We start from the raw sequence: 24,046 nt of genomic DNA, 5'->3' as shown, positions 1-24,046 counted from the left end.
GGCCCCTTCCCTCCGACGCGTATCCCCGGCGACTCCCGTTGATCAGGCTCGGCACACTGCGACGTGAGCCGCAGCGCGCGCCGGTCCGACGGCACACGCGCCTCAGAACAGGTTCGCGGCCTCCACCTCGGTCGGCCGATCCGGTTGCGTCGCAGCGAGGAGGGCGCGGCCGACGGCCGCGCCGAGCTCATGCGGGACCGCGTTCCCGATCTGACGCGCGACCTGTGCTCGCGTCCCCGCCCAGCGGTAGTTCGAAGGGAAGCCCTGAAGAATCGCGGCCTCCCGATGTGTGATGACGCGATCTGCCACTGGATGGAGGTAGCGGCCCTTCTCGGGCTTGTAAAACTCGGTGCGGATGGTCACGGATGGGGCGTCCCACCTCAGGCGTCCCATGACGTCGCCGGAGCCGGAGGTGTGCTTCACCCAGCACGGGGCCTTCAGGTGCTCGGGAAGATCGAAACGGTTTCCGCCTGGTGGAATCGCGGCGAACCGGTCGAGCGAGACTTGGCGGTACCTGCGTCCGATGTGGAGCTCGTCGGTCGTCCAGCCACCGAGCACGTCCTCGCCGTCGAGCTCGACGGTGGCGGTAGGCCACTCGTCCCCGCCCGGGTCTGGCAGACCGCCGATGGCCTCCGCGACGGTGCGGTGCCGTCCGATGAACTCCGGCACCGGCCACGGGGGAGCGGTGACGTCCCGGCGGTGTCCGATGAGGAGTGCTCGCTTCCGCGCCTGGAACGAGCCGTGGTCGGCTGCGTTCACGACGCGGGCCTCGAACGTCCAGTCCGCGAGCATCCCGCCGCGCGTGGTCTCGTGTCGGAACAGCCAGAACTGCGCGGACTTCACGAAGGTCGCAACGTTCTCCACGACGAACCAGCGAGGCTGTGCCCGCACGATCGTCTTGGCGTACTCGTACCAGAGTGCGTTGCGTTCGTCCTGCTCATCCTGCTTGCCGAGCGTCGAGAACCCTTGGCAGGGCGGTCCGCCGACGATCACGTCGACCTCGGGCACCTCGCATTGGTCGAGCCATTCCTGAATGGGGCCGGCGAACACGTCGGTGTCCGGGTGGTTCAGCCGGTAGGTCGCAGCGGCGGCGCGGTCCATCTCGACGGCGGCGATCGGCCGGAAGCCTCCGGGGGAAGTCACACCCGCGCTCAGCCCGCCGGCGCCGGCGAAGAGATCGAGGACCGTCAGGTCGTCGCCGATCTCCGCGCGGCTCGTCGTCACGGCGACAAGCGTACGACGAGCAGCGGAGGCTCGTGTGGGGCCACGCCGGCGGTGGGACTAGCGTTGGCCGTGTGGTCGGCCCAGCTCATCGGGGGGACAGGCGACACGATGCGGTCCCCTCCGCTGTCCCGCACGCGCTCGTGCCGTCGTCGGCCGCCGTCTCCGCGCGGATGGCGCGGCAGGCACGGCGAGACACGTCGCCGGAGTTGCTGCTGCGGCGTGCGCTGCACCGCCGAGGCCTCCGGTACCGCGTTGATGCGGCTCTGCCCGGTGTGCGCCGACGGCGCGCGGACGTCCTGTTCACTCGGGCCCGGCTCGCTGTCTTCGTCGATGGGTGCTTCTGGCACGCTTGCCCGGAGCACGTCACGGTCCCGGCGTCGAACAGTCAGTGGTGGAGGGCGAAGCTCGACGCGAATATCGCCCGTGACCGTGACACAGACGTGCGGCTCGAGGCGGCCGGGTGGACCGTCCTCCGGTTCTGGGAGCATGCCGACATGGACGCCGCCGCGGCCGTCGTACACGACGCATGGAGCCGTCGTCTTACTGGATCAGACGGCTCAGGAGACCTACCTCCGGAGCATTCGGGCGGCCTGTGAGCATGACCCGGTCGAGGAGCACGTTGCGGTGCTCGCAGCTCGTCTCCGGCAGGAGCAGGCAGGCGTGGCAGGCGGCCAGGTTGAGGCCGTCCGCACCGGAGGGCCCCGACTCGCCGCAGACGGGGTCGTTCGAGCACCAGCCAGCTCTGCTGAGTGCGGCGGTGAGGGCGCGAGAGAACATGCCTGCCTCGGCGAGGGCGGCGAGGCCACCGAGGCTTCCGGCAGCGTCCGAGGACGCGGTGTACACGAGGAAGCCGGCCTGGCCGGGCGCGGCGTAGACGCGCTCGCGCAGGGACCCCACGGGGTAGCCCGCGTTCAGGCTGAGCTCCTGGAGGACGGCATGGGCCAACGAGTGCATGGCGACGAAGCGGGCGGACGGGGGCTCGGGTTCGGGGCGGTCCGCCTCCAGGGCGCGCTGCCGGAGGGACTCGGCCAGGACCGCGCACCGCTCGTTCGCGACCGCGGACGACTCCCACGAGTCGATCATCTCCTCATCGACCCGGACGAAGACGCCTTCGCCGAGCACCTCCGTGGCGGGGAGCCAGTTCAGTCGGCTCTTGCTGAGTGGCGCGAGGCTCGGGCTCACCGTGTCGGTCGCCATCGGCGTCACTCGCGCGAACCCGTACAGGGCACGGACCTCACGAAGGCGCGTGGCACTCGACACCTGGGCAACGACTCCGTGGAGCTCGGTCGCGACCTCCACGGAGCGGCATTGGAAGGTGTCATGCGCTCCGCCGTCGTTGCCGTCGACGAGTGCGAGGTACTCCTCCGCCCGCAGGTCCGCGTCGGTCGGGACGTGGCCGGCGTCGAAGCCTCGACGGAGGCGGACCTGGGCGAGCATCCCTTCGAAGGTCACTCCAGGCAACCGCGCGGAGCTCGCGTAGGACTGCAGTACCTCCGCGAGGGTCGCGTCCGAGGCGCCCTTGAGGACGTCCCAGTGCTTCGTGACGACCTTGGCGTTCGGGCTGGACCACGGCGGGATCGAGATGCTTGAGCGGACGGCTGCGAACCAGACGTTGGACGAACCGCGCTGCAGTACGCGCAGCGGCTTCTCGCATGGCTGGTCCTCGGTGCCGAGCAACCAGGGCCTCTTCCCACTGCACTTCTTCACGTCGCGCAGAGCGCCAGGGCTGAACGAGCCGTCGAGGTCGACATCGGCGACGCCGCAGCTGCAGGAGAGGACGATGTCAGCCAGCGAGGACGACGCCCCACGGGCGTTGAGTGACATCGTGTGCGCGCTGCCCGTACCCGCCGGACCACGGTGGAGCCACTGGAAGTACGGGAAGTCCTCGATGTGCCCGCTCTCGCAGCAGGCCACGAAGCGTGACGGAGTCAGGTCCGCCGTGCACGCCGTGCATTGCATAGCCCGCGCGTCGAAGTTCCAGAACCGGTCGAGCCGCCGGCAGCCGGGGCAGTAGTGGTAGGTCGGGAACCGCACGACCGGGACGTCGCCCGAGCGCCGGCCGGTCGGCGGCGCACGGAACACGTCGACCTCGAGCGAACGGGCGAGTCGGGGCTCCTCGATGTCGAACCGCTCGTCGGGGGCCCATTCGTCGATCCCGGCGATCATGAAGCTCTGGTCGGCCGCGGGGAAGAGCGATCCCACCCCGTAGGTCGTGACGAGTTGGCTCTGGCGGGCCTTGGGCCGGTCAATCGCCACTGTTATCCGCACCTCCTCGTGCAGCACGACCGGCGATGATCCGGAGCGTGCTCTCCCGGTCCACGTTCCGCAGCGACGTCAGCGTCGCCCATGGTGTGTCCTCTGGAGGGAACGTCTCCGCGAGTTGCTCACCACCGCGGTCGCCCGCCCCGCCTCCCGCTGGAACCATCAGCGCCTTCGCGCCGTCACCTCGCCAGGCGGCGTAGTTGACCAGATCGCCGTAGTCCGCGGCGTCCTCCCACGCCGACACGAGCTCCCGCAACGACTCCTCGGCTTCGCGGGCGGCAACGGTGCCCGCGACCCGCTCGGCACGGTCCCGAATGACGTCGACGATCCCGTCGAACTCCGCTGCCTCGACCGGCACCCGCACAGACCGGTCCGCCGCGGCGCCCGCGATCGTGTGCCGCGCGAGGATCGCGAGTAGACCATGCAGGCCCCGGTCGAGAGCACGCGGCGCGAAGGGGGTCGCACCCGTGGCCTCGACCTGCTTGTAGAGGGCGCGGTGGTACGACGTGAACGACTCGAAGTGCGACAGGTCGCGGGACCGCGCCGCGTTGAAGAGCGTGAACACCAGGCCGGGGTGACGTCGGCCGACTCGGCTCGTCGCCTGGATGTACTCGGACGTGCTCTGCGGCTGTCCCATGACGGCCATGAGACCAAGTCGGTCGACGTCAACGCCGACCGAGATCATGTTGGTGGCCAGGGCGAGGTCGGGGCTGTCCTGTTGCGGGTAGGCGGTCTGCAATCGCTGCAGCAGCAGCGGCACCTCGCTCGATCGCACGCGTGACGTCATCTCTACGGGGTCGCGGGTCTTGCGAGGCTCCGCACCCAGACGCCCTGCAACGACCTTGATGCGGTCCGGGACGTCGTCGATCGACTGGATGTAGGCGGCGCCGAGGACGCGCAACGAGTTGAAGTACCCGAGCAGGGTCCAGTACGCGTCCTTCACCTCGGGTGCGGCCGGGAGGTCGGCCGCACCCTGGAGGAGGGCCGCGTAGGTGCGCACCAACAACGTGGCGTGACTGGTCGACGGAGCCATGAGGCCGACATAGCGCCGCGTGCCCTTCTCCTGCGGCATCGCGTCCACGGCGAAGAACGAGTCGTCGGCGTCGATGCCCGGTGGCGGGAACTGGCGAGACTCCCGGTCGAACACCGCCCTGACCTGGTCACCGGCGCGCCGGATCGTGGCCGTCGAGGCCACGAGCTTCGGTCGCGCGTGCGTGTCCGGGTCCGTCGCCAGCAGGTCGACCGCGGTCTCGTAGAGACCGACGAGCGTCCCGAGCGGCCCGGAGATCAGATGGAGCTCGTCCTGGACGATCAGGTCGGGCGCGGCGTCGGTGCCGCCAGCCGAGCCCCGTCCGAAGAGTCGCCCGCTCTGCTCGTTCCATGCAAGCATCGCGAACTTGTCGACCGTGCCGATCACCAGCGAAGGCCGCCGGGTGTACGCCTCATCGTCGACGAGCACAACCGGGAGCCCGTCCCCGCCGTGGAAACGGCAGTCGATGCGTGGGCAGCGGACGAACACCCGACGGAGCTGGCGGTTCGCCTCGTAGTCCGTCGGCCTGAGCCCTTCGCCGCACCACGGGCAGCGCAGGAGCTGGACCGGGTTCCCGGTGTCACCCGGCTCCTCATCCCTCGCGAGCTTCCGCAGCGCCTTGCTCGCGTCGTCGACGGAGTTCGGCGTGGCGCCCTGCCCGACCCACAGGCCTACGGTGAACGGTGCGGTGGCCTGCAGTTCGGGGTCGCGCGTGCGGAGATCCTCGAGAGCGCACACGAGGCCGGCCGCACGCTCGAACTGCTGCAGGGTCAGGAGGCGCAGCGTGTACCGCATGATCACGCCGACGCCGCCGCCCGCTCCGTCGTCGCCGGCGCGGCGGAGTCGGCGATGGACCAGGATGAAAGCGATGAGGCCGAGGTATGCCTCGGTCTTGCCGCCGCCTGTCGGGAACCACAGCAGGTCGGCGACGTCGCGGTCCGTGCTGGACGGGTCGGCCAGCCCTTCTACGTTGAGAAGGATGAACGCCATCTGGAACGGTCGCCACCGCCCCACGACACCCGTGCTGCCGTTGCGTACGAGCTCTTGCCGTGCGCGCTGCTGCTGCATCGCGGCGTTCATGAGTCGGAACGCCCGCTCCGCGACGGGGTCGCGCCCGAGCAGGTCGATGCCAGAACGCATACGCGCGGCGGCCGACCGTGACTCGTCCAGGTGGCGCTGAGCGGTCCTCTCCAGGTGCTCGGGCAGGTGCTCCGAGCCCGCGCGGGTCTCCTGGACGGTGATCCATGCCTCGTATGCCGCGACCAGACCACGCAGGGGTGCGGTGAGGGCCTCGATGTCGGGTGCCTCCGCGAGGCCCGGCATCGACAGATCAGGCACGTCCGGCCGGTCCGCCTTCGCCAGCTTCAGGTCGTGCTCGGGGAAGAACGTCGTGACGAGCTCGACGACACGTTCCCCCTCCTCCCACGTGACGGCGACACCGTGTCCCACGGCGAGGTGGCGCTGCGTCCGGTAGAGCAGTTCACCGCTCTGCTCGTCCTGGTCCAAGTGCGCGAGAACCCGCTCGGGACGCCGGTCGCGGAACTCACCGCCCACGGCCCGGACCCGGATCTCTGGCCGGAACCAGCACAGGGCGTCCATGAGGCCCTTCTCGGGGCGTGGATGCGCGTTCACGAGGACAGCGGTCACGTTGACGACGCCGTCCCGCTCGGGACGGACCACCGTGCGCAAGGACAGGCCTTCCGCGATCGGGTGGTCCTGCGACCCGCCGTCGGACAGCTCGACCGTCACCTCGACAGGGCCGACGGCGAATCGACGCCAACGCCGGATCCGCGCGCGCCGCGCTCGGGTCCCGACGGCCGTCCGGCTGGGCTGAGGGGCTGCGGTCTCGTCCGGCTCGTACCGGTCGGCCGACGCGCTGATCCGAAGCGTTTGCGTGGTTGCCGTGACACCGAACGTCAGTCCCATCGACGACGGGTAACGCAGGTGGGCGAAGGAAACGCCAGGGTCGTACTCGGCGTCCGGCTCCGTTCCCGCCTCGGCGTCCGGCTCCTGGTTCGCCCCCTCGACGACGGCTCTCGACGCCGTCCCGGTCGACGGGTGGAGGATGCCGACGATGAAGCGCTCGAGCGGCTCCTCGTCGAGCGTCTCGTCCTCCGGTCCTCCGTAGAGGTCCGCCCGCACGACGTCGACCATGTGGTCTCGTGCCGCGTACCAAGGGCTGAGATCAGTCATCGCGATCCCCGTTCCAGTCGATCGTCAGCATTCCGGGGCACACGGGCGCGAGCCACAGGCCGTACCGGCCCACCGCACCCTGCTGCGGGCCACCCGCGATCGTCGCCATCCCCTCGACCCGCGCGCCGCTCAAATTCGGCCAGCCCCTCGAGGACCGTTCGCGGGGGCCGACCCTCCGCGCGAACGCCTCGCCGAACTCTGCCGACGTGCGTCCCACGACGACCTCGTCGTGGACGAGCTCCCACACCGGTACGGCGAGCGTGCTCCGACGGAGGTCGAGCCGGATCGTCAACGGGTCGCCGGGCCGCACTCGCTCGGCCAGGTGCCGCTGCGTCGAGGCCGGGTCGTCGCCCGGCGGTGTGGAACGGTCGAGGTCGTCCGCGCGCAGCTCGTATCCGAATGTCATCCACTTCGCGCGCCCGCCGAGGTGCCACCGGCGGGCTCCGTCGGGCCTTCTCGAGCTGCGCACGCGGCGGTCGTCGGGGCCGTCCGCACGCGCGAGGACGTCACGAGCGCGGGAGACGGCGACGAACAGCACGCGGTGCTCGTCGTCCTCGGACTCGTCGGGTTCGTTGATCCACGGCTTGTCCGGGAAATCGACGTGCACGACGTTGTCGAACTCGAGGCCTTTCGCGCGGTGCACCGTCGAGACGACGAACGGCGCCAGCACGGGCTCGAGCAGATCGGGGATGAGCGGTCGCGGGCGCCGCAGGGCACCGGCCAGGGCGGCCAGGTCCACCTCCCGGCCGCGTCCTCGGACGACCGATCGCATCGCGCGCCACAGGGCTTCGGGGTCCAGGTCCGGACGAATGGACACAGCGCGTCGCTCGATCTCCTCCCGTGTGATGCCCGGGGCCGGATGCTCTCCGAGGACGCGTGCGATCCAGCTCGCGAGGACACGCTGCTGTGCGCTGCGTCGGACTTCCACACGCGCGCCCGTCGCCGCTATCGCACCAGCGGTCAGCAGGGCCTGGCCGTTGTTGCGGGTGAGGAAGACGGTGGTGCCCGCCCAACCGCCGGCGCTTGCAGCCGCCTCCTCGACGCTCCCGACGGGCACGAGATCGGCGAGGAACTCCTCGAGCCGACCGTCCGGGTCCCCCCGGAGCGCGTCGTCCCGCAGGGCGACGGCGCGGCGCGCGTCACGCGATCGCGCCCGGTACTGGCCGGCCAGGTGCTTCACCTCGACTCCGTCCATCTTCGCGACGCGTGCGAGGAGTTCGGCGGAGCTCGTGGTCGACATCGGCCGCTCCTCTCCCCGCAGCTGCCAGTCGTAGATCCCCTGAGCGGGATCGCCGAGAAGCGTGAACCCACACTCATCCGGCAATGCGTGGAGAATGGCGAGGAGGAAGTCGGCGCGCACACCCACCACGTCCTGGATCTCGTCGACCACGAGGTGTTCGAGGGCGTCGAACCTCTCCCAGGTCTCGTCCGCGAGTGCGCGTGTCGCCGCCCCGATACGGCGGTCGAAACCGGTGAACTTCTCGTCGGAGAGGTCGTGAAGGATCTCACCGGCGAGCGAATCCATCGTCTGGACCGTGATCGGCGCGGCGCCGCGTTCTCGCAGTCGGGCGTCCACCGCGTTCACCGCGGCGTTCGAGAACGAGACGACGAACATGCCAAAGGCCGGGTCAACGCCCTCCTCGAGGAGCCGCGCGACCAGGTTCGACACGACCTCCGTCTTTCCGGATCCGGGTCCGGCGACCACGATCTGCCGGGCATTCGGTGGGACGTCGATCGCGGCGAGCTGACTGGCGTCCGGCGGGTGACCGGTCATCGACGGTTCCACAGGTACTCGAACTCGTTGAAGGCCAGGAGCTCGCCGAACTTTGCGAAGTTGTCCCGGACGTTGACGATGAGGACCTCTTCGGACCCGCCGTTCTTCGGGCCTCGCAGCCCACGACCGACCATCTGCTGGTAGATGTTAGGAGTGAACGTCGGGCGTGCGACGAAGACGGCCTGGACTTTCGGTGCGTCGAAGCCCTGCGTCAGCACGTTGTAGTTGGTCAGCACGCGGATCCGGCCAGCCTTGAACTCCTTGACGTAGTGGCGCCTTGCGGCAGGTTCTGTGTCCGCCGAGATCGAGACGGCGGGAATCCCGCGGTGTGAGAGGAGCGCCGCGAGCACTCGCGAGTTCTCGACCGACGGCGCGAACGTCAAGATCGTCCAGTCGTCGGGAAGATCGGCGATCGCGTCCACCACGCGTTGCGTACGCGCAAGGTCGGCTCCCAGACGCGCCGCGACAGCAGGGGGCAAGTTCTTCTGGTGCTCGATCTCCGCGATGTCGGCGGCTGTGAGATGAACGTCGACGCCGTCGACCAGCTGATGCCGCACCCGCGCGAGCACTCCCATGTCCTGGAGCTCGCCGTAGGGGTCGTCGGCATTTCGGAAGGCACCGCGGTCGAGGCGATTGCCGTCGTACCGCTTCACGAGTCGTTCGGTCTCAACCGTCGACGTACCCGTGCCCCGGAACGGGGTCGCCGTGAGGCCGATGAGGGGCCTCGGGTCGCTCGGGTTCCGTCCCCGCGTGGTTCGGCCCATCCACTCGAGTACTCGGGTGTAGCTCGGCGCGATCGACGTGTGCGCCTCGTCGATCACCACGACGGACGCGTCGCGGAGCCAGGCGTACTCCTCGCCGGGGCGGTCGACGATCAGATCGAGCTTGTCGATCGTGGCGATGACGAGCTGGAAGGCGCCGGGCTCCTCGGGGACCTCGTTCGACGCCCACAGTCGACCCAGTCGCATGGCGGTCGTGCGGCCGATCGCACGCCATACGTAGGTCCATGTCTCGGCAGCCTGCTCGCAGAGCTCGTCTGTCTGTGCGATCCAGACCAGGGGCTTCTCCACGTCGACGATGCCCGCGTTGACCTCGTTGACCAGCGCCTCCACCGTGACGCGGGTCTTCCCCGCGCCTGTCGGCAGCGACACCATGCCTCGGCTGCTGCCGACACCCCGGAGCATCGCAGCGATGTTCCGGGTGACGTGCTCCTGGTAGTCGTGCAACGCACTGAGGTTCACCGGGCCGTCGATCACCTCGACGGCCGGCCGGCTCGCGGTCGGGAACCCGGCCCACTCGATGGGGAAGCCGAGCGAATGCACCCACTGCCGGGTGGTGCGACGGCCGGTCCATTCGCGCGGGGGCTCGAGGTTGGCCTCCTCGAGCGACGAGCGCATCTGCTTGAGGATGCCGACGCCGTGCACGGCTCGCGCCAACGCCGCGATCTCGCGCGGTTGCGTCTCCTGAGGACGGTTCTCCAGCACCTCGAGAGCATGGGCGGGCACGATACGCCGAAGGGCGTCGACCCCGACCGCGGTCAGGAGACGCTCGTCGTCGTCGGGCGCGTGCTTGAGCTTTACGCGCAGCTGGTTCGCTGCGGCCTCGTTCATCTGGTCGAAGACCCGCGCGATGTCGTCGCGGGTCATGCCGAGGTCGAGCACGTCCGAGACCTGCCGGAGACGCTCCTCGCGGGTCGACGCGGTGATGAGGACGGTGTCACCATCCCGTCGTGCCGCGATCGAGAGCGCCTTCTGACCCTGCGGGGTGGCGATCATCCGCTCGAGCCGGGTGCACGGCTGGAGCTTAAGCTCCCGGTCTTCAGCCTCCAGGCGCAGCTTGAGCGGCGGGTACAGGTCTGTGAGGTATTCGGGTTCGCCCGCGACCTCGACGACCACCTCCTCTTGGAGCAGGTCCTTGCCGAGCGGCGTCGACCAGTTGTCGACGAAGATCGCGATGTCCTCGTCGTCAGCCACCCGCAGCGCGGGAATCTGCGCCTCGAGCATCGCCGCATAGACGTTGTCGTCGTCGGTCACACCGACGTTGTTCGGCTCCACCGGCACGCGCCGGTGCCCGACACGGACGACGATCGAGTCAGGCTGGATCGAGTCAGCGGTCCACGCGTAGAACCCCGCTCTGCGGAGGTCGTCTTCCTCGCTTCCCACCCAGTGGTCGGCGACCGACTTGAGGGTCGTCCAGTCTTCGGGTGTGATCTCGGAGGGCGTCTTCTTGAGCCGCAGTGCCCTCGCGACTGACTCGTCGCACTCGAACGCGGGGAGGACGTCCGCGGGGACGTCCTCCGCTGCGACCACGACGTTCTGAGGACGCATCAGCCCGAATGAGCGCGTCGCCAAGAGGCCGTACCTGCGGATGAACCAGGCTTCCGGCGAGATGACACGCTTCTCGCCGTAACTCGCGTTCGAGCGATGGCGGACCGACCACGCGGCGGGAAGTCCTTGCGCGAGGATGCGGGCGGTGGCCGCGGCCCGCGCCGCGGGAGACATGGTCGTGAGGATCTGCATGGGCCACATCGGGGGCTCGCCGTCCACGATGACGTAATCGGGGTCGGGTCTGGAGCCCGTCTGTCCCTTGATGAAGTGGTCCTTCATCGCGTTGACGTAGTCGGAGTACCACGCCTCGTGGGAGATCAGCTTGTGGTGCCGGGTCGGCGCCTCCACGGCGCCGACTTCGCGCAGGAGGTCTGTGTCGTCGCGGTGGAACAGCGGGTCGACGAGGAAGTCACGGTCTCGCGATCCGTCGGCAGGCACGATGTCGCCTGCGAGGAACGCCGTTCCGGGCGTGACCCACCTCCCCGTCGCGGTACGCAGGCGGACCCGGAGCATGAGGTCGCGCCCGTCCGTACAGTGCAAGTCCTCCCGGAGGATGGACATCGCCGTAGCAGGGGGGATCTCTCGCAGGATCTCCCAGATCTGTGGCCACACCTTGGCCGGTTCGCTGGCGGCATCGGGCTGCTGCGCGACTGCGAGCAGCTCGTGCAACCGGCCAGTCCGGTCCATGAGCACCACGCCGAGACGTGTGAGCCCGTCCCTGACGCCCGGCAGGGCGACGAGGTCGGGATCGACGAAGTCCACGCCCGGCCGGTCCTCGCCCTCGACCTTGACGAAGACCCGACCGCGGGTCGCCGCCTTGAGCTCCCCGGTCTCCAGTCGGATGATCCGGGCGCGCTGGACGGCTTGGACGATCGCACGTGCTGCGACGAGATCGTCGACCCCCGTCGACTGGTCCAGGACCCACGCAGCGAGGCCGATCGCGCGGGCGGACTCCTCGACCGTCCCATCACGGACGAGATCCTCGAGCCAGAGGTCCAGGCCCGCCGGCGGTACCTCATCCGCCTCGCGGGGGTGGGCCAGGAGTCGCCCTACCTTGGCGCGCCGCTCGGCAGTGGAGTAGGTGAGCGGATGCACCCAAGCGTCGAGGTGGCCGCCGGCGTCGCGCCACCGTTCGTGCCAGGCCATCGTGACGGGCCTGTTCTTCCCGAGAGTCCCCGAGCCGAGCCACTTCAGCTCCCGCGCGACCCGCAGCGTTCCTGTGCCGTCGGGGAGCGCGGGTTCGCGCTGAAGGTATCCGATGACCGGCTTGTTGATGATGTCGTCGGCATCGCTCCTCGGCTCGTCGCCGCGCGCGGGCATTGCGTCAAGCACGGCCGCGATGCGGTCCGTGCCCTGGAACGCGCGGAATGCCCTCGATATCAGCGGCGGCAGAACCTGCGTGAGGAGCTCCTCGTTGAACGCCCCTCGCAGGAGATGCTTGCGGTCGTCCGACAGCTTCCAGGGCGCGTTGACGATGCCGGACAGAGTGGTGGCGTCGGACGTCGGGAAGTAGGACCAGAACTCGCCGACCGAGTACCGGTCATCCGTCAGGCACACCGCATATGCGACGTCGACCTGCTCGCGACCCGCGGAGTACGCCCCGTCGGCGAGCGCCTTTCCAGTGGGGTTATGGCTGGTCCGCGCGACTACCCAGTCGACGGGTGCGTCGTTCACAGTCAGCCGCCACACCCCGCTGCCCCGATCGGTCACGGCGAGCTCCCGACTGGACTCGGGCTGCCGCTGAGTGAGCCGTCGCATCTCGTCGGGTCCTAGGCCCAGGCCCTGCAACGACCGGGCGTCGGAGGCTCGCAGCTGGTGCGCGTTACGCAGCGCGGCGCTTGTGACGTGCGGTGAGAACAGCAGGAACTCGTCACGGAACAAGTCGAGGCGGGCCGAGAGAAGTCGGTGTGCTTCGCCGTCCCGCAGGGGGATGACCACGACGGTCGACGCCCACTGCATCAGCGTCGCGAGCGTGGGGTCCAGCGCGCTGGCCGCGTGAGCATCCAACAGGACTGCGGTGCGCATCGTCGGATACGTGTGCGACTCCAGGCCGGCGGCCCGAAGCACCCGCTCGGCATGACCACGGTCGAAACCGAATGAGACCGACTGGCTGTAGATCTTCGGCGCCTCGGAGACGGCCAGTACGGACTTGAAGCCGATGCCAAAGCGGCCGACCTCGGACTCTTCCTTGGCGGAAATGTCCGAGGCCATGAGTGCACGCACGCCGCCCGCGTCGAACGGCGCGCCGTTGTTTGCGGCATACAACATGTCCCGGCGCAGCACGACCTCGACCCGGTCTCCGCCCTTACGCGCGGCGTCGACCGCGTTCTGCACGAGTTCCTCGAGCTGCCGCGTGCTGTAGCCACCCGAGGCGATCCGTGCCTCATTGTTGGCATCTTCGAGCATGCGCGAGGGATCTTCGCGATAGACATTGAGGCACGTCGTTGTCTGTGCTTCGACGACGTCCGCCAGTTCGCCCCGGCCACTTCCCCAGCTCGACACCACGCCGCTCCCGATCATCGAATCCCGCGTGGGGCGACTGAATTCGTCGGCGCCGTCGCCCCACCAGGACTGTATCCGCACGAGCCGACAAGGCCCGAGGGCGACATCGGCATCTCCGCGAGCTCACTGAACCGGAAAGAGACGACTCCTCACAGCTCACAACGCGGCTGACGAAGCCCCGTGTCCGGGGCCTCGTTCTGAGCCGCGAGTAGTGCCGTGAGTGCGGCGCCTGAGCGGGCTGTTCGCTGCGGCAGTCACGAGCGTGGCGTGTCGACGAGGTCGACGGAGCCGGTGAAGTCGAGGATCGCCGCCGCGAGCGCCTCCGGAGCCTCCAGGGCGGCGTAGTGGCCGACGCCCTCCAGCTGCACAGCGGTGACGTCGCCCGCGGTGACCTGACCGAGCGTCGTGGAGGTGAACGGTCCACCGCCGGCGCCGACGGCGAGCACGGGCACGGTGAGCGGCCTCGACCCGGCCAGGGTCCGGAGGTCGTCGCCCTCGGCGAGCATCGAGCGGTAGAGGCCGACGGCCCCGCGCCAGCCGCCGGGACGGGCGTAGGTGCGAGCGAACTCGTCCACGTCGGCGTCGGTGACGGACCCGGCGACGGCGGTCATGCTCGGGAAGGCCCACCGGCCGAGCAGCTCGCGCTCGCGGCCTGCGAACAGCAGCTCCGGGATGCCGTCCGCCGTCAGGGCGCCGATGTGCCAGGAACCACCGCGCGTGACGTCGGCCAGACCCTCCAGGCCGAACCCGGCGAGGCCCGTCTCGATCGCGGTGAGGCTGAGGACGTCCTGCGGGTGCGCGGCGACGAGCCGGAACACGGCGCCCCCGCTGATGTCCTGCGCGGTCACGTGCACGGGTCCCCAGCCGAGGTGCTCGATCAGCCCGTGCAGGTCTTCCGCGGCGGTCGTGCTGTCGTGCCCGTCGTCGGCGGTGCTGGAGTCGCCGAAGCCGCGCAGGTCCACCGCGACGACCCGGTGGTCGTGGGCGAGCAGGGGGATGACCTCGTGGAACGCCCACCACGTCTCGGGGAACCCGTGCACGAGCAGGACGGGCGACCCGCTGTCGCCCGCGGTCACGTAGTGGATCTGCGCACCGTTGAGCGGTGCGGTGTGGTGGGTGACGGTGGGGATGGTCGCGTGCGTGGTGCTCATCGTCGACTCCTCAGACAGACAACTAGGTTGTCCACCACGATAGACAGCCTGGTTGTCGATGTCCACGCGGGATGCTTAGGCTTCTCGTCATGTCCCGATCCGGCGCCGACCTCGCCCTGCTGCTCCTCGGCGGCTTCCGCACGCTCGTGGACGGTGCGATGGTCGAGCTGGCCGCTCGCGGCTACGACGACTTCCGCCCGACGCACGAGTTCGCGATGCGCGCGGTCATCGCCGGCGCCGACAGCGCGTCCGACGTCGGGCGACGCCTGTCCGTCTCCAAGCAGGCGGCCGCGAAGACCATCGCGGTCCTCGTGGCGCGCGGCTACGTGTCGAGCGACCCGGACCCGTCCGACGCCCGACGCAACCGACTGCAGGTGACCGCCCGGGGATTCGAGGTCCTGCGTGCGGGTGAGGAGGTCTTCGACGACCTGCGCGCCCGGTGGGAGGAGACGATCGGCGCCGCCGACCTCGCACACCTCGAGGCGAGCCTGGTCACCCTGGTCGGCGACGCCACCGTGGACGCGGGCGCACCCGGGTGGGTCGGACGCGACCCGGGGGCGGGATGACACGGTCGCGCGCCCAGCACCGCACCCGCTGACCGGGCCTCGTCGGCCCCGCGTCGGCGGCAGGCGGCGGACGCCCGACGTCCGGCGTCAGCCCTCGAGCCGGGCGCCGCGGTCCGGGCCTGACACGAGCGGATGCGCGCGGTGGGCTTCGCGGCCCCGCCGGCTCTCCTGACGGACGACCTCCGCCGGGCGGGACGCAGCGGGCCAGAGCGCCAGCTCGAAGGTGTCGACCAGGGGGTCGTCGGCGAAGACGGTTCCGTCGTAGGCCTCGTCCATCCCGGCGCCGCTCCACCGGAGGCGGTAGCTGCCGGCAGGCAGGGCGAACGTGCAGACGGCGTCGCTCATGAGCCCGTGCACGACGACCTCCGGCCCCGCCGGGGTGAACGGGGCCTCCACGACGTCCCCCCACTGCGGGTCGAACGGCGGCGCCGCGTCGTGGAGCACCACGCGCAGCCCGACGTCGCCCGTGTGCGTCCCGGTGATGAGCACGGCGCAGCCGGGCACGGCGGCGCCGACCAGGCCGTTCGTCTGACCGGCGAACGCGGCGTCGTAGACCGCCGACCCGTCACCCGTCTCGACCAGGAGCTGTCGGTAGTGGACCTGGGCGCGCCCGTCGAACATCACTCGTCCCGTCACGGGCACAGGGTCGCAGACCGGGACGCGCTCGGGGGCTCGGGTCCGGCGGACCGCGACAACGGATGCCGGGTCGCAGGAGCAAGAAGAGCTGCCGAACGGGAGACCGACGTCTGCCCCTCGATCGACGCGCCACCGTCGGGGTCGCCCGAGATGCGGGCGGCCTCGATGTAGGAACTCATCGAACGTGTCCGGCACTCATGGTTTGACCTGCTCTGGGACAAGCACGTGAGGCGGCGTGCGCCCCACGTGCTTGTCCGAGTCCTCAGCCGGGCACCCCGGGGTGTCCGGGTCCCGTCTCGCTGACGTGCCCCAGCCACCAGGCGCCGTCGAGGGCGAGGTCCCTGCCCTCGACGGCCTCCTCAGTCGGTGGGCCGCCCACACCACGCTGCAAGGGGCGGGTTGAAATCCCCGCCAGCATCCCGGGAGGTCGCCGTGCGCCTGACCATCGCGTAGGCCACCGCCATCGCGCCGTAGGGGGCACGCAGAGTGTCGGAACTCACCGGACTGGTCCACTGCCCAGCCGCACTCGCCCGGGGATGGCGACTGGCGACTCGGGCGTGGCAGCCATGTGACGTCGGTGGGGAAGGATCGCGCAGGACTCGTCCGTCCGAGCTGCCCGAGGTGCGTCGGCTCACGGCGTGGAGGACGGTGGCACCGGTGGCGCGTAGGTCGAGCTGCCGTAGAAGGTGCCGTCGGTCGTCGGCGGGTGTGCGGTGCCCGACTTTCCGACGATGCGCCGATCGATGACCCACTCGGTGTGCTCGCTGAACACCGTCCGCTTCAGGGTGTCACCCGTGACCTTGTCCTCGACGGTCCAGACGTAGGCGTCCGGCCGTCCCGAGTCGGCCATCTGCTGCGACTTCAGTGTGTCGCGGTCGGGCGGGATGTCCGTGCGGATGAGTACGGTCCTGGTCTCGGAGCCCTTGGACGTCACGCGGTCGGCCTGCACCTCGAACTGCCATCTGCCGCCCACCTCCGTCCGGCCTCGGTACGTGACCACCCAACCGGCCTTCGCCGGGAAGCGCTTTGCCGTGCCGATCCGTGCGAACACCGCGCCGGCGTCGTCCGCAGGCGGATTGGGTCCCGTCCACGACATCTCGGCTCGCTTGACGTGCTTCTCCTTCGCGGCCGCGAGCAGCCCGGGCCACCGCGAGGACGGGACATCGGGGTACTTCGTCGCGAATCGGGTCGCACGGTCCGCTCTGCTCACCGTCGGCCGCCCGGGGTCCTCGATGGAGTACTGAAAGTGTGCCTCCTCGGTGACGAGCGGCTTGCCCTTGCCCGCGCTGCGGTAGGAGTACTCCTGCTTGTGGGTCGGCGCTGTGACCTGTGTGGCACCGCCGAACGCCTGGTCGAGAGCGTCGAGCATCAGCTGTGACCGACCGATGTTGCACCCTCGGACCTCGGCGCGTGTCGACGCGTCGATCTTCGCCGCGTCGGCGAGCGGCAGACCACCGGTCGCGTTGGCATCACGCAGCTCCTTGAACTCCGTCCTTGGCTTGCGGTCGCCGGCTTGCGCATCCCTCTTCAGGTCCGCGGCGTCGAGGGAGAAGCCGAGGTTCCCCTCCTCGTTGGCGTGCGCCACGAGGATGATCCGGAGCGCTGGAGTCGCGCCGGCGTTCACGTGGGCGATGACCTCGGCAAGAGTGCGTTTGTCGCGGAGGATCTCGGCGCCCCGTTCGTTCTGGGAGAAGTACACGTTCGCGGCGTCGTAGAAGGGGTCCCGCTTGGTGTCACCCATGAGGAACACGTAGTCCTTGCGCGGAGGTGCGGTGGCGGGGACCGGGGGTCGACCGGCTGCGGCCGGGCCGGGACTGACGCCGGCGTCCGCGCCCGCATCGCCCTCACGCTGCAGGTGCCGTACGACGGCGGTGTTGCCGACTGTCCGCTGCATCGTGAGAAGCGCAGTCGTCGGACCCGCGATGAGCGCGCGCGGCGCTCGGGCGCTCGACCCCGGACGGTCAGGTCTCGCGGTCGCCTGCACAGGACCCGTCTGGAGGTCGGTCGGAGTCACCCGACGACCGCTCATGGGTCGAAGACTAGGACCGCTCGGTCGAGGCCGACCACGTCCGAAAGGGAAGACCGACATCCGCCGCGCGGCGGTCAGGACGACCGCGGGGTCAGCGTCAGCGAGCCACGGCGAGGACGGCTCGAGCCGACTCGCGTCGACGAGGGCGACCCTCCTCTACGCGCGAGGACGACGTCGGTGCGAGCCCCCGACGCCGACGTGGGGGAGCGGTGGCAGCCGTTGCGGAGGCTCGCGGGTCAGCCGCTCGACAGTGCGCGCGACATGTCCGTGCGGTTGTCGACGCCGTGCTTGCGGAAGGCCGGCCGAGATGGTTCTCGACCGTCCGCACCGAGACGTGCGGCCGTCGCGCGATCTGCTCGTCCGAGAGCCCTGACGCCGTCAGGCGTGCGATCTTCTGCTCGCGCGCGGTGAGCCGTGACGCGTCGGCGGGCGAGCGGAGGCCGTCGACGGCCTCGTCGCCCCAGACCTCGATCCGCCGACGCGCCCGCTCGTGCGCCTCGGCCGCACCGGCTGCGTGGCCCGCCGCGTGGAGCGCGGCGAGGCTGGCGGGGTAGGCATTCGTCGCGGCCCACACGGCCTCCACCTTGACGCGAAGACGACAACTCCGATGCGAACCCGCACAGGCGTGCGGGTGCGGATCCGGGTGGTGGGGAACAAGTCGCACGGTCGGAGAGTTGAGCCAAGCAGACTCAAGTTTGACGGACCGAGGTTGCGTCGCCGACATCCGCGACGCAGACTTGAGCCCGGCGGACTCAAGAGTGGCCCGCTCGCAGCACCGCGACCAGGGCCCCGCAGACCCGGACAGCAGAAGGAAGGCACCACACATGGCACGAGCAGTCGGCATCGACCTCGGCACGACGAACTCCGTCGTCTCGGTCCTCGAGGGTGGCGAGCCCACGGTCATCGCCAACGCGGAGGGGTCGCGCACGACGCCGTCCGTCGTCGCGTTCTCCAAGACGGGCGAGGTGCTGGTCGGCGAGATCGCCAAGCGCCAGGCCGTCACGAACGTCGACCGGACCATCACATCCGTCAAGCGCCACATGGGCACGGACTGGTCCGTCGCGATCGACGACAAGAAGTACACGGCGCAGGAGATCTCCGCGCGCGTGCTCGGCAAGCTCAAGCGTGACGCCGAGGCGTACCTGGGTGAGCCCGTCACCGACGCGGTCATCACGGTCCCGGCGTACTTCAACGACGCCGAGCGTCAGGCGACGAAGGACGCGGGCGCGATCGCGGGCCTCAACGTGCTGCGCATCATCAACGAGCCCACCGCGGCGGCCCTGGCCTACGGCCTGGAGAAGGGCAAGGAGGACGAGCTCATCCTCGTCTTCGACCTCGGTGGCGGCACGTTCGACGTGTCCCTCCTCGAGGTGGGCAAGGACGACGACGGCTTCTCGACGATCGAGGTCCGTGCGACGTCCGGCGACAACCGCCTCGGCGGCGACGACTGGGACCAGCGCATCGTCGACCACCTCGTGTCCGAGGTGAAGAACACGACGGGCGTCGACCTGTCGAAGGACAAGATCGCGCTGCAGCGTCTGCGCGAGGCGGCGGAGCAGGCCAAGAAGGAGCTGTCGTCCGCGACGGCGACCAACATCAGCCTGCAGTACCTGAGCATGAGCGAGAACGGTCCCGTCCACCTGGACACCAAGCTCACGCGCGCGCAGTTCCAGCAGATGACGCAGGACCTGATCGACCGCACGAAGGCCCCGTTCCACTCGGTCATCCGTGACGCGGGCATCAAGCTCGACCAGATCGACCACGTCGTGCTCGTCGGCGGCTCGACCCGCATGCCCGCGGTGACCGAGGTCGTCAAGGAGCTCACGGGCGGGCAGGAGCCCAACAAGGGCGTCAACCCGGACGAGGTCGTCGCGGTCGGTGCCGCGCTGCAGGCCGGCGTCATGAAGGGCGACCGCAAGGACGTCCTGCTCATCGACGTCACGCCGCTGTCGCTCGGCATCGAGACCAAGGGCGGCGTCATGACGAAGCTCATCGAGCGCAACACGGCGATCCCCACCAAGCGGAGCGAGATCTTCAGCACCGCCGAGGACAACCAGCCGTCGGTCCTCATCCAGGTGTTCCAGGGCGAGCGCGAGTTCGCGCGGGACAACAAGCCGCTCGGCACGTTCGAGCTCACCGGCATCGCGCCGGCGCCGCGCGGCGTGCCGCAGATCGAGGTCACCTTCGACATCGACGCCAACGGCATCGTGCACGTGTCCGCCAAGGACCGCGGCACGGGCAAGGAGCAGTCGATGACGATCACCGGCGGGTCGGCCCTCCCCAAGGAGGACATCGACCGCATGGTGAAGGAGGCCGAGGAGCACGCGGCCGAGGACAAGAAGCGTCGTGAGGACGCCGAGGCCCGCAACTCCGCCGAGCAGCTCGTCTACTCGACCGAGAAGCTCCTCGTCGACAACGCCGACAAGCTGCCCGACGACGTCAAGACCGACGTCCAGGCCGCGGTCGGCGAGCTCAAGACGGCCCTCGAGGGCACCGACGTCGAGGCCGTCAAGGCCAAGACGCAGCACCTCGCGACCGTCAGCCAGCGCATCGGCGAGGCGATCTACTCGCAGCAGCAGTCCGCCCCGGCGGGTGCGGCCGCTGACGAGCAGCCCGCGGAGTCGACGACTTCCGACGAGGACGTCGTCGACGCCGAGATCGTCGACGACGAGGACGACAAGAAGTGACCAGCGAGAACGACCGTCCGGAGGCGGGGTCGGGCCAGCCCGACCCCGCCGAGGGGACGCCCCGGTTCACCGACAAGCGGCGCATCGACCCGGAGACGGGCGAGGTGCGCCAGCCGACGCCCGAGGAGCAGGTGCTCGCGGACGCGGAGTCCATCGCACAAGGTGCGGAGGAGGAGGTCGTCCTGGAGGGCCTGATCGAGTCCCAGAAGCTCGCGGCCGAGCGGCTCGAGGAGCTGCAGCGCGCGCAGGCGGCGCACTACAACCTCGAGCAGCAGTACTCCGCGTACGTGAAGCGGTCCAAGGCCGAGGTCCTGGCCGCGCACGACCGCGGCGTCGCGTCGCTCGCGGAGGCGCTCATCCCGGTGCTCGACGACATCGAGCTGGCCCGCCAGCACGGCGACCTGACCGGCCCGTTCCTGTCGATCGCCGAGAAGCTGACGACCACGCTCCAGCGCTTCGGCGTCGAGCAGTACGGTCAGGCCGGCGAGGCCTTCGACCCCGCGGTGCACGAGGCGCTCATGCACTCGCACTCCGCGGAGGTCACGGAGCCCACCGTCCAGATGGTGCTCCAGCACGGCTACCGCACGGCCGACCGCATCCTGCGTGCCGCCCGCGTGGCGGTCGTGGACCCGGAGGGCTGACGATCATCACCACCAGGAGGGAGGCGCCGTGACCGGGCAGGACTGGCTCGAGAAGGACTTCTACGCGGTTCTCGGCGTCCCCAAGGACGCCGACGCCGCGACCATCAAGAAGGCGTACCGCAAGCTCGCGCGCAGCATGCACCCGGACCACAACCCGGGTGACGCGGTCGCGGAGGCGAAGTTCAAGGAGATCGGCGAGGCCTACGCGGTCCTGTCCGACACCGAGCAGCGCCAGCAGTACGACCAGCTGCGCGCCATGGCGGGCGGCGCCCGCTTCACGGCGGGCGGTCGCGGCGGCGGCAACGCCGGCTTCGAGGACCTGTTCGGCGGCATGTTCGGCGGGGCCAACGGTCCCGGCGGGCGCGTCCGCTACTCGACGTCCCCGGGTGCGGGCGGTGCCGGCGGGGCCGGGTTCGAGGACCTCCTGGGCGGGCTGTTCAACCAGGGCGGCTTCGGCGGTGCGCGCGGACCGCAGCAGGGGGCCGACCTGGCCGCCGAGGTGACGCTGCCGTTCCGGCAGGCCACCGAGGGGTCGACCGTCGGCCTGACCGTCGAGGGTCGCTCGTTCACCGCCCGCATCCCCGCCGGCGTGCGCGACGGCCAGAAGATCCGGCTGCCCCGCAAGGGGCGCCCCGGTGACGCGGGCGGCCCGCCCGGCGACCTCGTCGTCACCGTGCACGTCACGCCGCACCCCGTCTTCTCGTCGGACGGCCCGAACCTGCGGGTCACCGTGCCCGTCGCGTTCGACGAGGCCGCGCTCGGCGCGACGATCGAGGTGCCGACGCTCGACGGCGGGACCGTCAAGGTCCGCGTGCCCGAGGGCACGCCGTCGGGCCGCGTGCTGCGGGTCAAGGGCAAGGGCATCACCACGCCGAAGGGCGTGGGCGACCTGCTCGTCACCGTGCAGGTCGTCGTGCCGCAGCGGCTGTCCGCCGCGGCACGCGAGGCGGTGCAGGCGTTCGGCATCGCGACGTCCGGCGAGGACGTCCGGGCCGACCTGCTCGACGCCGCGAGGAAGTGAGCCGACGGGGTGCCGGGCGCGCGACGAGCCGCCCGGCACCCCGGGACGCACGGGTGCCGCACGATGCGGGAGAGGTGGTGAGGTGACGTGGTGTCGGACGACGCGAAGGTCTACGTGATCTCGGTCGCCGCCGAGCTCGCGGGCATGCACCCGCAGACGCTCCGCCAGTACGACCGGCTCGGCCTGGTGTCGCCCGGCCGGACCAGCGGACGCGGACGGCGTTACTCGCTGCGCGACATCGCGACGCTGCGCGAGGTGCAGCGGCTCTCGCAGGACGAGGGCGTCAACCTCGCCGGCATCAAGCGCATCCTCGAGCTCGAGGCCGAGGTCGACGGGCTGCGCCGCCAGGTCGAGTACCTGCGCGCGTTCGTCGAGCCCGGCCGACGCGTCTTCACCGCCGACCCGCGCGGCGACGTCGTCGCCGTCCAGCGCACGGTCCGCGAGACCCGCCGCCGCCCCCGCGAGGACACGGGCGCCCTGGTGCTCTGGCGCCCCCGCTCCTGACCCGAGGGCCCGGATCGGTGAGGATGGCCGGGTGCTGACCGCGCTCGGGGTGGACGTCGGGACCACCAACACCAAGGTCGCGCTCGTCGACGTCACCGTGCCGCGGGTGCTCGCGGTCGCGTCCGCACCGACCCCGTCGCCGCGGGACGCGGCCACCGTCCTCGCCGGCCTCGTCGCGCGCGTGCTGCCCGCCGGACCCGCTCCGGTCGCGGTCGGGATCGCGTCGATGGCGGAGACGGGCGTCCCGCTCGGGCCCGACGGCACCCCGCGCGGCGACTGGCTGCGCTGGGACGGCCACCGCGCGGGTGCCGCGGCCCACGCGCTCGCGGCCCGGATCGGCCGCGCCGACCTCTTCGCCGCGACCGGAGTCCGCGCGAGCGCGAAGATCCCGCTCGCGACGTGGGAGTGGCTCCGCTCGCACGACCCCGACGCGCTCCACACCGCGGCCGGCACCTGCCGGTGGGCAGGGGCGGCCGACCTCGTCGGGCTGCTGCTCGCCGGTCGGCTCGCGACGGACCACACGCTCGCCGGACGCACCGGCGCCTACCGGCTCGGGCGACCGGGCGACCTCCCGAGCGCCTTCGACGCCGACCTGCTGGCCGAGGTCGGTCTGCGGCCGTCGCAGGTGCCGGAGGTGCTCGCCCCCGGGGAGCTGGTGGGACGGGTCGTCGACGGCCCGTTCACCGCGGCGGGCCTGGCGGCCGGCACGCCGGTGACGATCGCCGGCCACGACCACCCGGTCGGCACCTGGGCCGCGGGCGTGCGACGCCCGGGGCAGGCCGCCGACTCGGTCGGCACCGCGGAGGCGGTCTGCACGATCCTCACGTCGGACCCCGTGCCCGCTCCTGTCGCCGCGGCCGGGATGAGCCTGGTCCGGACGGTCACCGGCGAGCACCCTGCCCTGCTCGCGGGCTCGTCGAGCGCGGGGGCGGCTGTCGGCTGGTGGCTGCGGACGCGCGCGTCCGGTGTCGACGTCGACACGCTCATGGCCGAGGTCGCGGACCTCGGCGACTCCCCGCTCGACCTGCTCGTCCTGCCGTACGTCTCCGGCCGCCAGACCCCCGACCCGGACCCGACCGCCACACCGCGCGTCCTCGGTGCCGTCGACGGCCGGTCGACCGCGCAGGCGACGTTCGGCCTGCTCGCCGGCCTGGCGCTGCAGGCGCGGTGGATGCTCGACGAGCAGAGCCGTCTCGCCGGGACCGGAGCACCGAGCTCGGTCGCGGTGCTCGGCGGGCCGATGACCGCGAACCCGGCCTGGCTGCGGCTCAAGGCGCGCGTGAGCCCCACGGCGCTGCGGCTGGTCGCCGAGGCCGAGCCCGTCGCGGCGGGAGCCGCGCTGCTCGCGGCCGACCGCGTCGGAGCCCTTGACGGGGCCGACCCAGCGATCCCGTCGTCACCGGTGCCGCGGACCGGCCCTGGCGCCGACGTCGTCGACGCGCTCGCCCGCTTCGTCGCCGCCGCGCGAGAACCCGCTCGGTAGCGCGCCCGCGCCCGGT

At 70.7% G+C, this 24,046-nt stretch carries 16 protein-coding genes; 7 read left to right on the top strand and 9 right to left on the bottom strand.

Features of this window, described 5'->3' with window-relative positions; genetic code table 11:
- Positions 1–102 precede the first annotated feature (102 nt).
- Positions 103–1,224: a DNA cytosine methyltransferase gene (locus KOV94_RS05350; protein WP_218051408.1), complete on the bottom strand. Its 1,122-nt coding sequence runs from the start codon at positions 1,222–1,224 to the stop codon at positions 103–105.
- 170 nt (positions 1,225–1,394) lie between these two features.
- Between KOV94_RS05350 and vsr the strand changes: the two genes are divergently transcribed.
- Complete coding sequence (vsr, locus tag KOV94_RS05345) at positions 1,395–1,820, top strand: DNA mismatch endonuclease Vsr (RefSeq protein WP_218051639.1); 426 nt, start codon at positions 1,395–1,397, stop codon at positions 1,818–1,820.
- Here vsr and drmB read toward each other — a convergent pair.
- The 5 genes from drmB to KOV94_RS05320 form a co-directional block, all read right to left on the bottom strand.
- A complete protein-coding gene (gene drmB, locus KOV94_RS05340; protein ID WP_218051407.1) occupies positions 1,765–3,507 on the bottom strand; it encodes an MrfA Zn-binding domain-containing protein in 1,743 nt (580 codons plus the stop codon). The two genes, vsr and drmB, sit on opposite strands and share 56 nt — an antisense overlap.
- On the bottom strand, positions 3,470–6,670 hold the full coding sequence (locus tag KOV94_RS05335; protein WP_218051406.1) for a helicase-related protein: 3,201 nt from the start codon (positions 6,668–6,670) through the stop codon (positions 3,470–3,472). The genes drmB and KOV94_RS05335 overlap by 38 nt, the downstream gene beginning before the upstream one ends.
- Positions 6,671–6,701: 31 nt before the next feature.
- Positions 6,702–8,483 (bottom strand): UvrD-helicase domain-containing protein, encoded by a 1,782-nt coding sequence (locus KOV94_RS05330; protein WP_218051405.1) that lies wholly within the window; start codon positions 8,481–8,483, stop codon positions 6,702–6,704.
- On the bottom strand, positions 8,480–13,330 hold the full coding sequence (locus KOV94_RS05325; RefSeq protein ID WP_218051404.1) for a DEAD/DEAH box helicase: 4,851 nt from the start codon (positions 13,328–13,330) through the stop codon (positions 8,480–8,482). The genes KOV94_RS05330 and KOV94_RS05325 overlap by 4 nt, the downstream gene beginning before the upstream one ends.
- Before the next feature lie 236 nt (positions 13,331–13,566).
- Entirely contained in the window at positions 13,567–14,463 is an 897-nt protein-coding gene (locus KOV94_RS05320) for an alpha/beta fold hydrolase (RefSeq protein ID WP_218051403.1), read from the bottom strand.
- A gap of 89 nt (positions 14,464–14,552) precedes the next feature.
- On the opposite strand from KOV94_RS05320, the gene KOV94_RS05315 reads away from it, so the two are divergent.
- Positions 14,553–15,029 carry a MarR family winged helix-turn-helix transcriptional regulator gene (locus KOV94_RS05315; protein ID WP_218051402.1) on the top strand — a complete coding sequence of 159 codons (477 nt, stop codon included), beginning with the start codon at positions 14,553–14,555 and terminating at the stop codon, positions 15,027–15,029.
- A gap of 87 nt (positions 15,030–15,116) precedes the next feature.
- On the opposite strand, the gene KOV94_RS05310 is transcribed toward KOV94_RS05315, so the two are convergent.
- The 3 genes from KOV94_RS05310 to KOV94_RS05300 all read right to left on the bottom strand — a co-directional run bounded on the left by KOV94_RS05310 (position 15,117) and on the right by KOV94_RS05300 (position 18,418).
- Complete coding sequence (locus KOV94_RS05310; protein ID WP_218051401.1) at positions 15,117–15,665, bottom strand: hypothetical protein; 549 nt, start codon at positions 15,663–15,665, stop codon at positions 15,117–15,119.
- Between the two features lie 631 nt (positions 15,666–16,296).
- Positions 16,297–17,406, bottom strand: coding sequence for a hypothetical protein (locus KOV94_RS05305; RefSeq protein WP_218051400.1), 1,110 nt, complete (start codon positions 17,404–17,406; stop codon positions 16,297–16,299).
- Between the two features lie 385 nt (positions 17,407–17,791).
- A complete protein-coding gene (locus KOV94_RS05300; protein WP_225916112.1) occupies positions 17,792–18,418 on the bottom strand; it encodes a helix-turn-helix transcriptional regulator in 627 nt (208 codons plus the stop codon).
- A 100-nt stretch (positions 18,419–18,518) separates the two neighbouring features.
- Here KOV94_RS05300 and dnaK point away from each other — a divergent pair, with 100 nt between their 5' ends.
- From dnaK to KOV94_RS05275, 5 genes are all read left to right on the top strand, one after another.
- On the top strand, positions 18,519–20,381 hold the full coding sequence (gene dnaK, locus KOV94_RS05295; RefSeq protein WP_218051398.1) for a molecular chaperone DnaK: 1,863 nt from the start codon (positions 18,519–18,521) through the stop codon (positions 20,379–20,381).
- Positions 20,378–21,022 (top strand): nucleotide exchange factor GrpE, encoded by a 645-nt coding sequence (locus tag KOV94_RS05290; RefSeq protein WP_218051397.1) that lies wholly within the window; start codon positions 20,378–20,380, stop codon positions 21,020–21,022. Before dnaK ends, KOV94_RS05290 begins: the two co-directional genes overlap by 4 nt.
- A 28-nt stretch (positions 21,023–21,050) precedes the next feature.
- A complete protein-coding gene (locus KOV94_RS05285; protein WP_124343178.1) occupies positions 21,051–22,043 on the top strand; it encodes a DnaJ C-terminal domain-containing protein in 993 nt (330 codons plus the stop codon).
- Between the two features lie 90 nt (positions 22,044–22,133).
- Complete coding sequence (locus KOV94_RS05280; protein ID WP_200829726.1) at positions 22,134–22,547, top strand: heat shock protein transcriptional repressor HspR; 414 nt, start codon at positions 22,134–22,136, stop codon at positions 22,545–22,547.
- Positions 22,548–22,578: 31 nt separating this feature from the next.
- Positions 22,579–24,030: an FGGY-family carbohydrate kinase gene (locus tag KOV94_RS05275; RefSeq protein WP_218051396.1), complete on the top strand. Its 1,452-nt coding sequence runs from the start codon at positions 22,579–22,581 to the stop codon at positions 24,028–24,030.
- Positions 24,031–24,046 lie beyond the last annotated feature (16 nt).

The organism is Cellulomonas algicola, assembly GCF_019024305.1.
Classification (GTDB): domain Bacteria; phylum Actinomycetota; class Actinomycetes; order Actinomycetales; family Cellulomonadaceae; genus Cellulomonas; species Cellulomonas algicola.
Note: the sequence above shows the minus strand (reverse complement) of the source record. Positions and strands in the feature narration are given on the sequence as shown.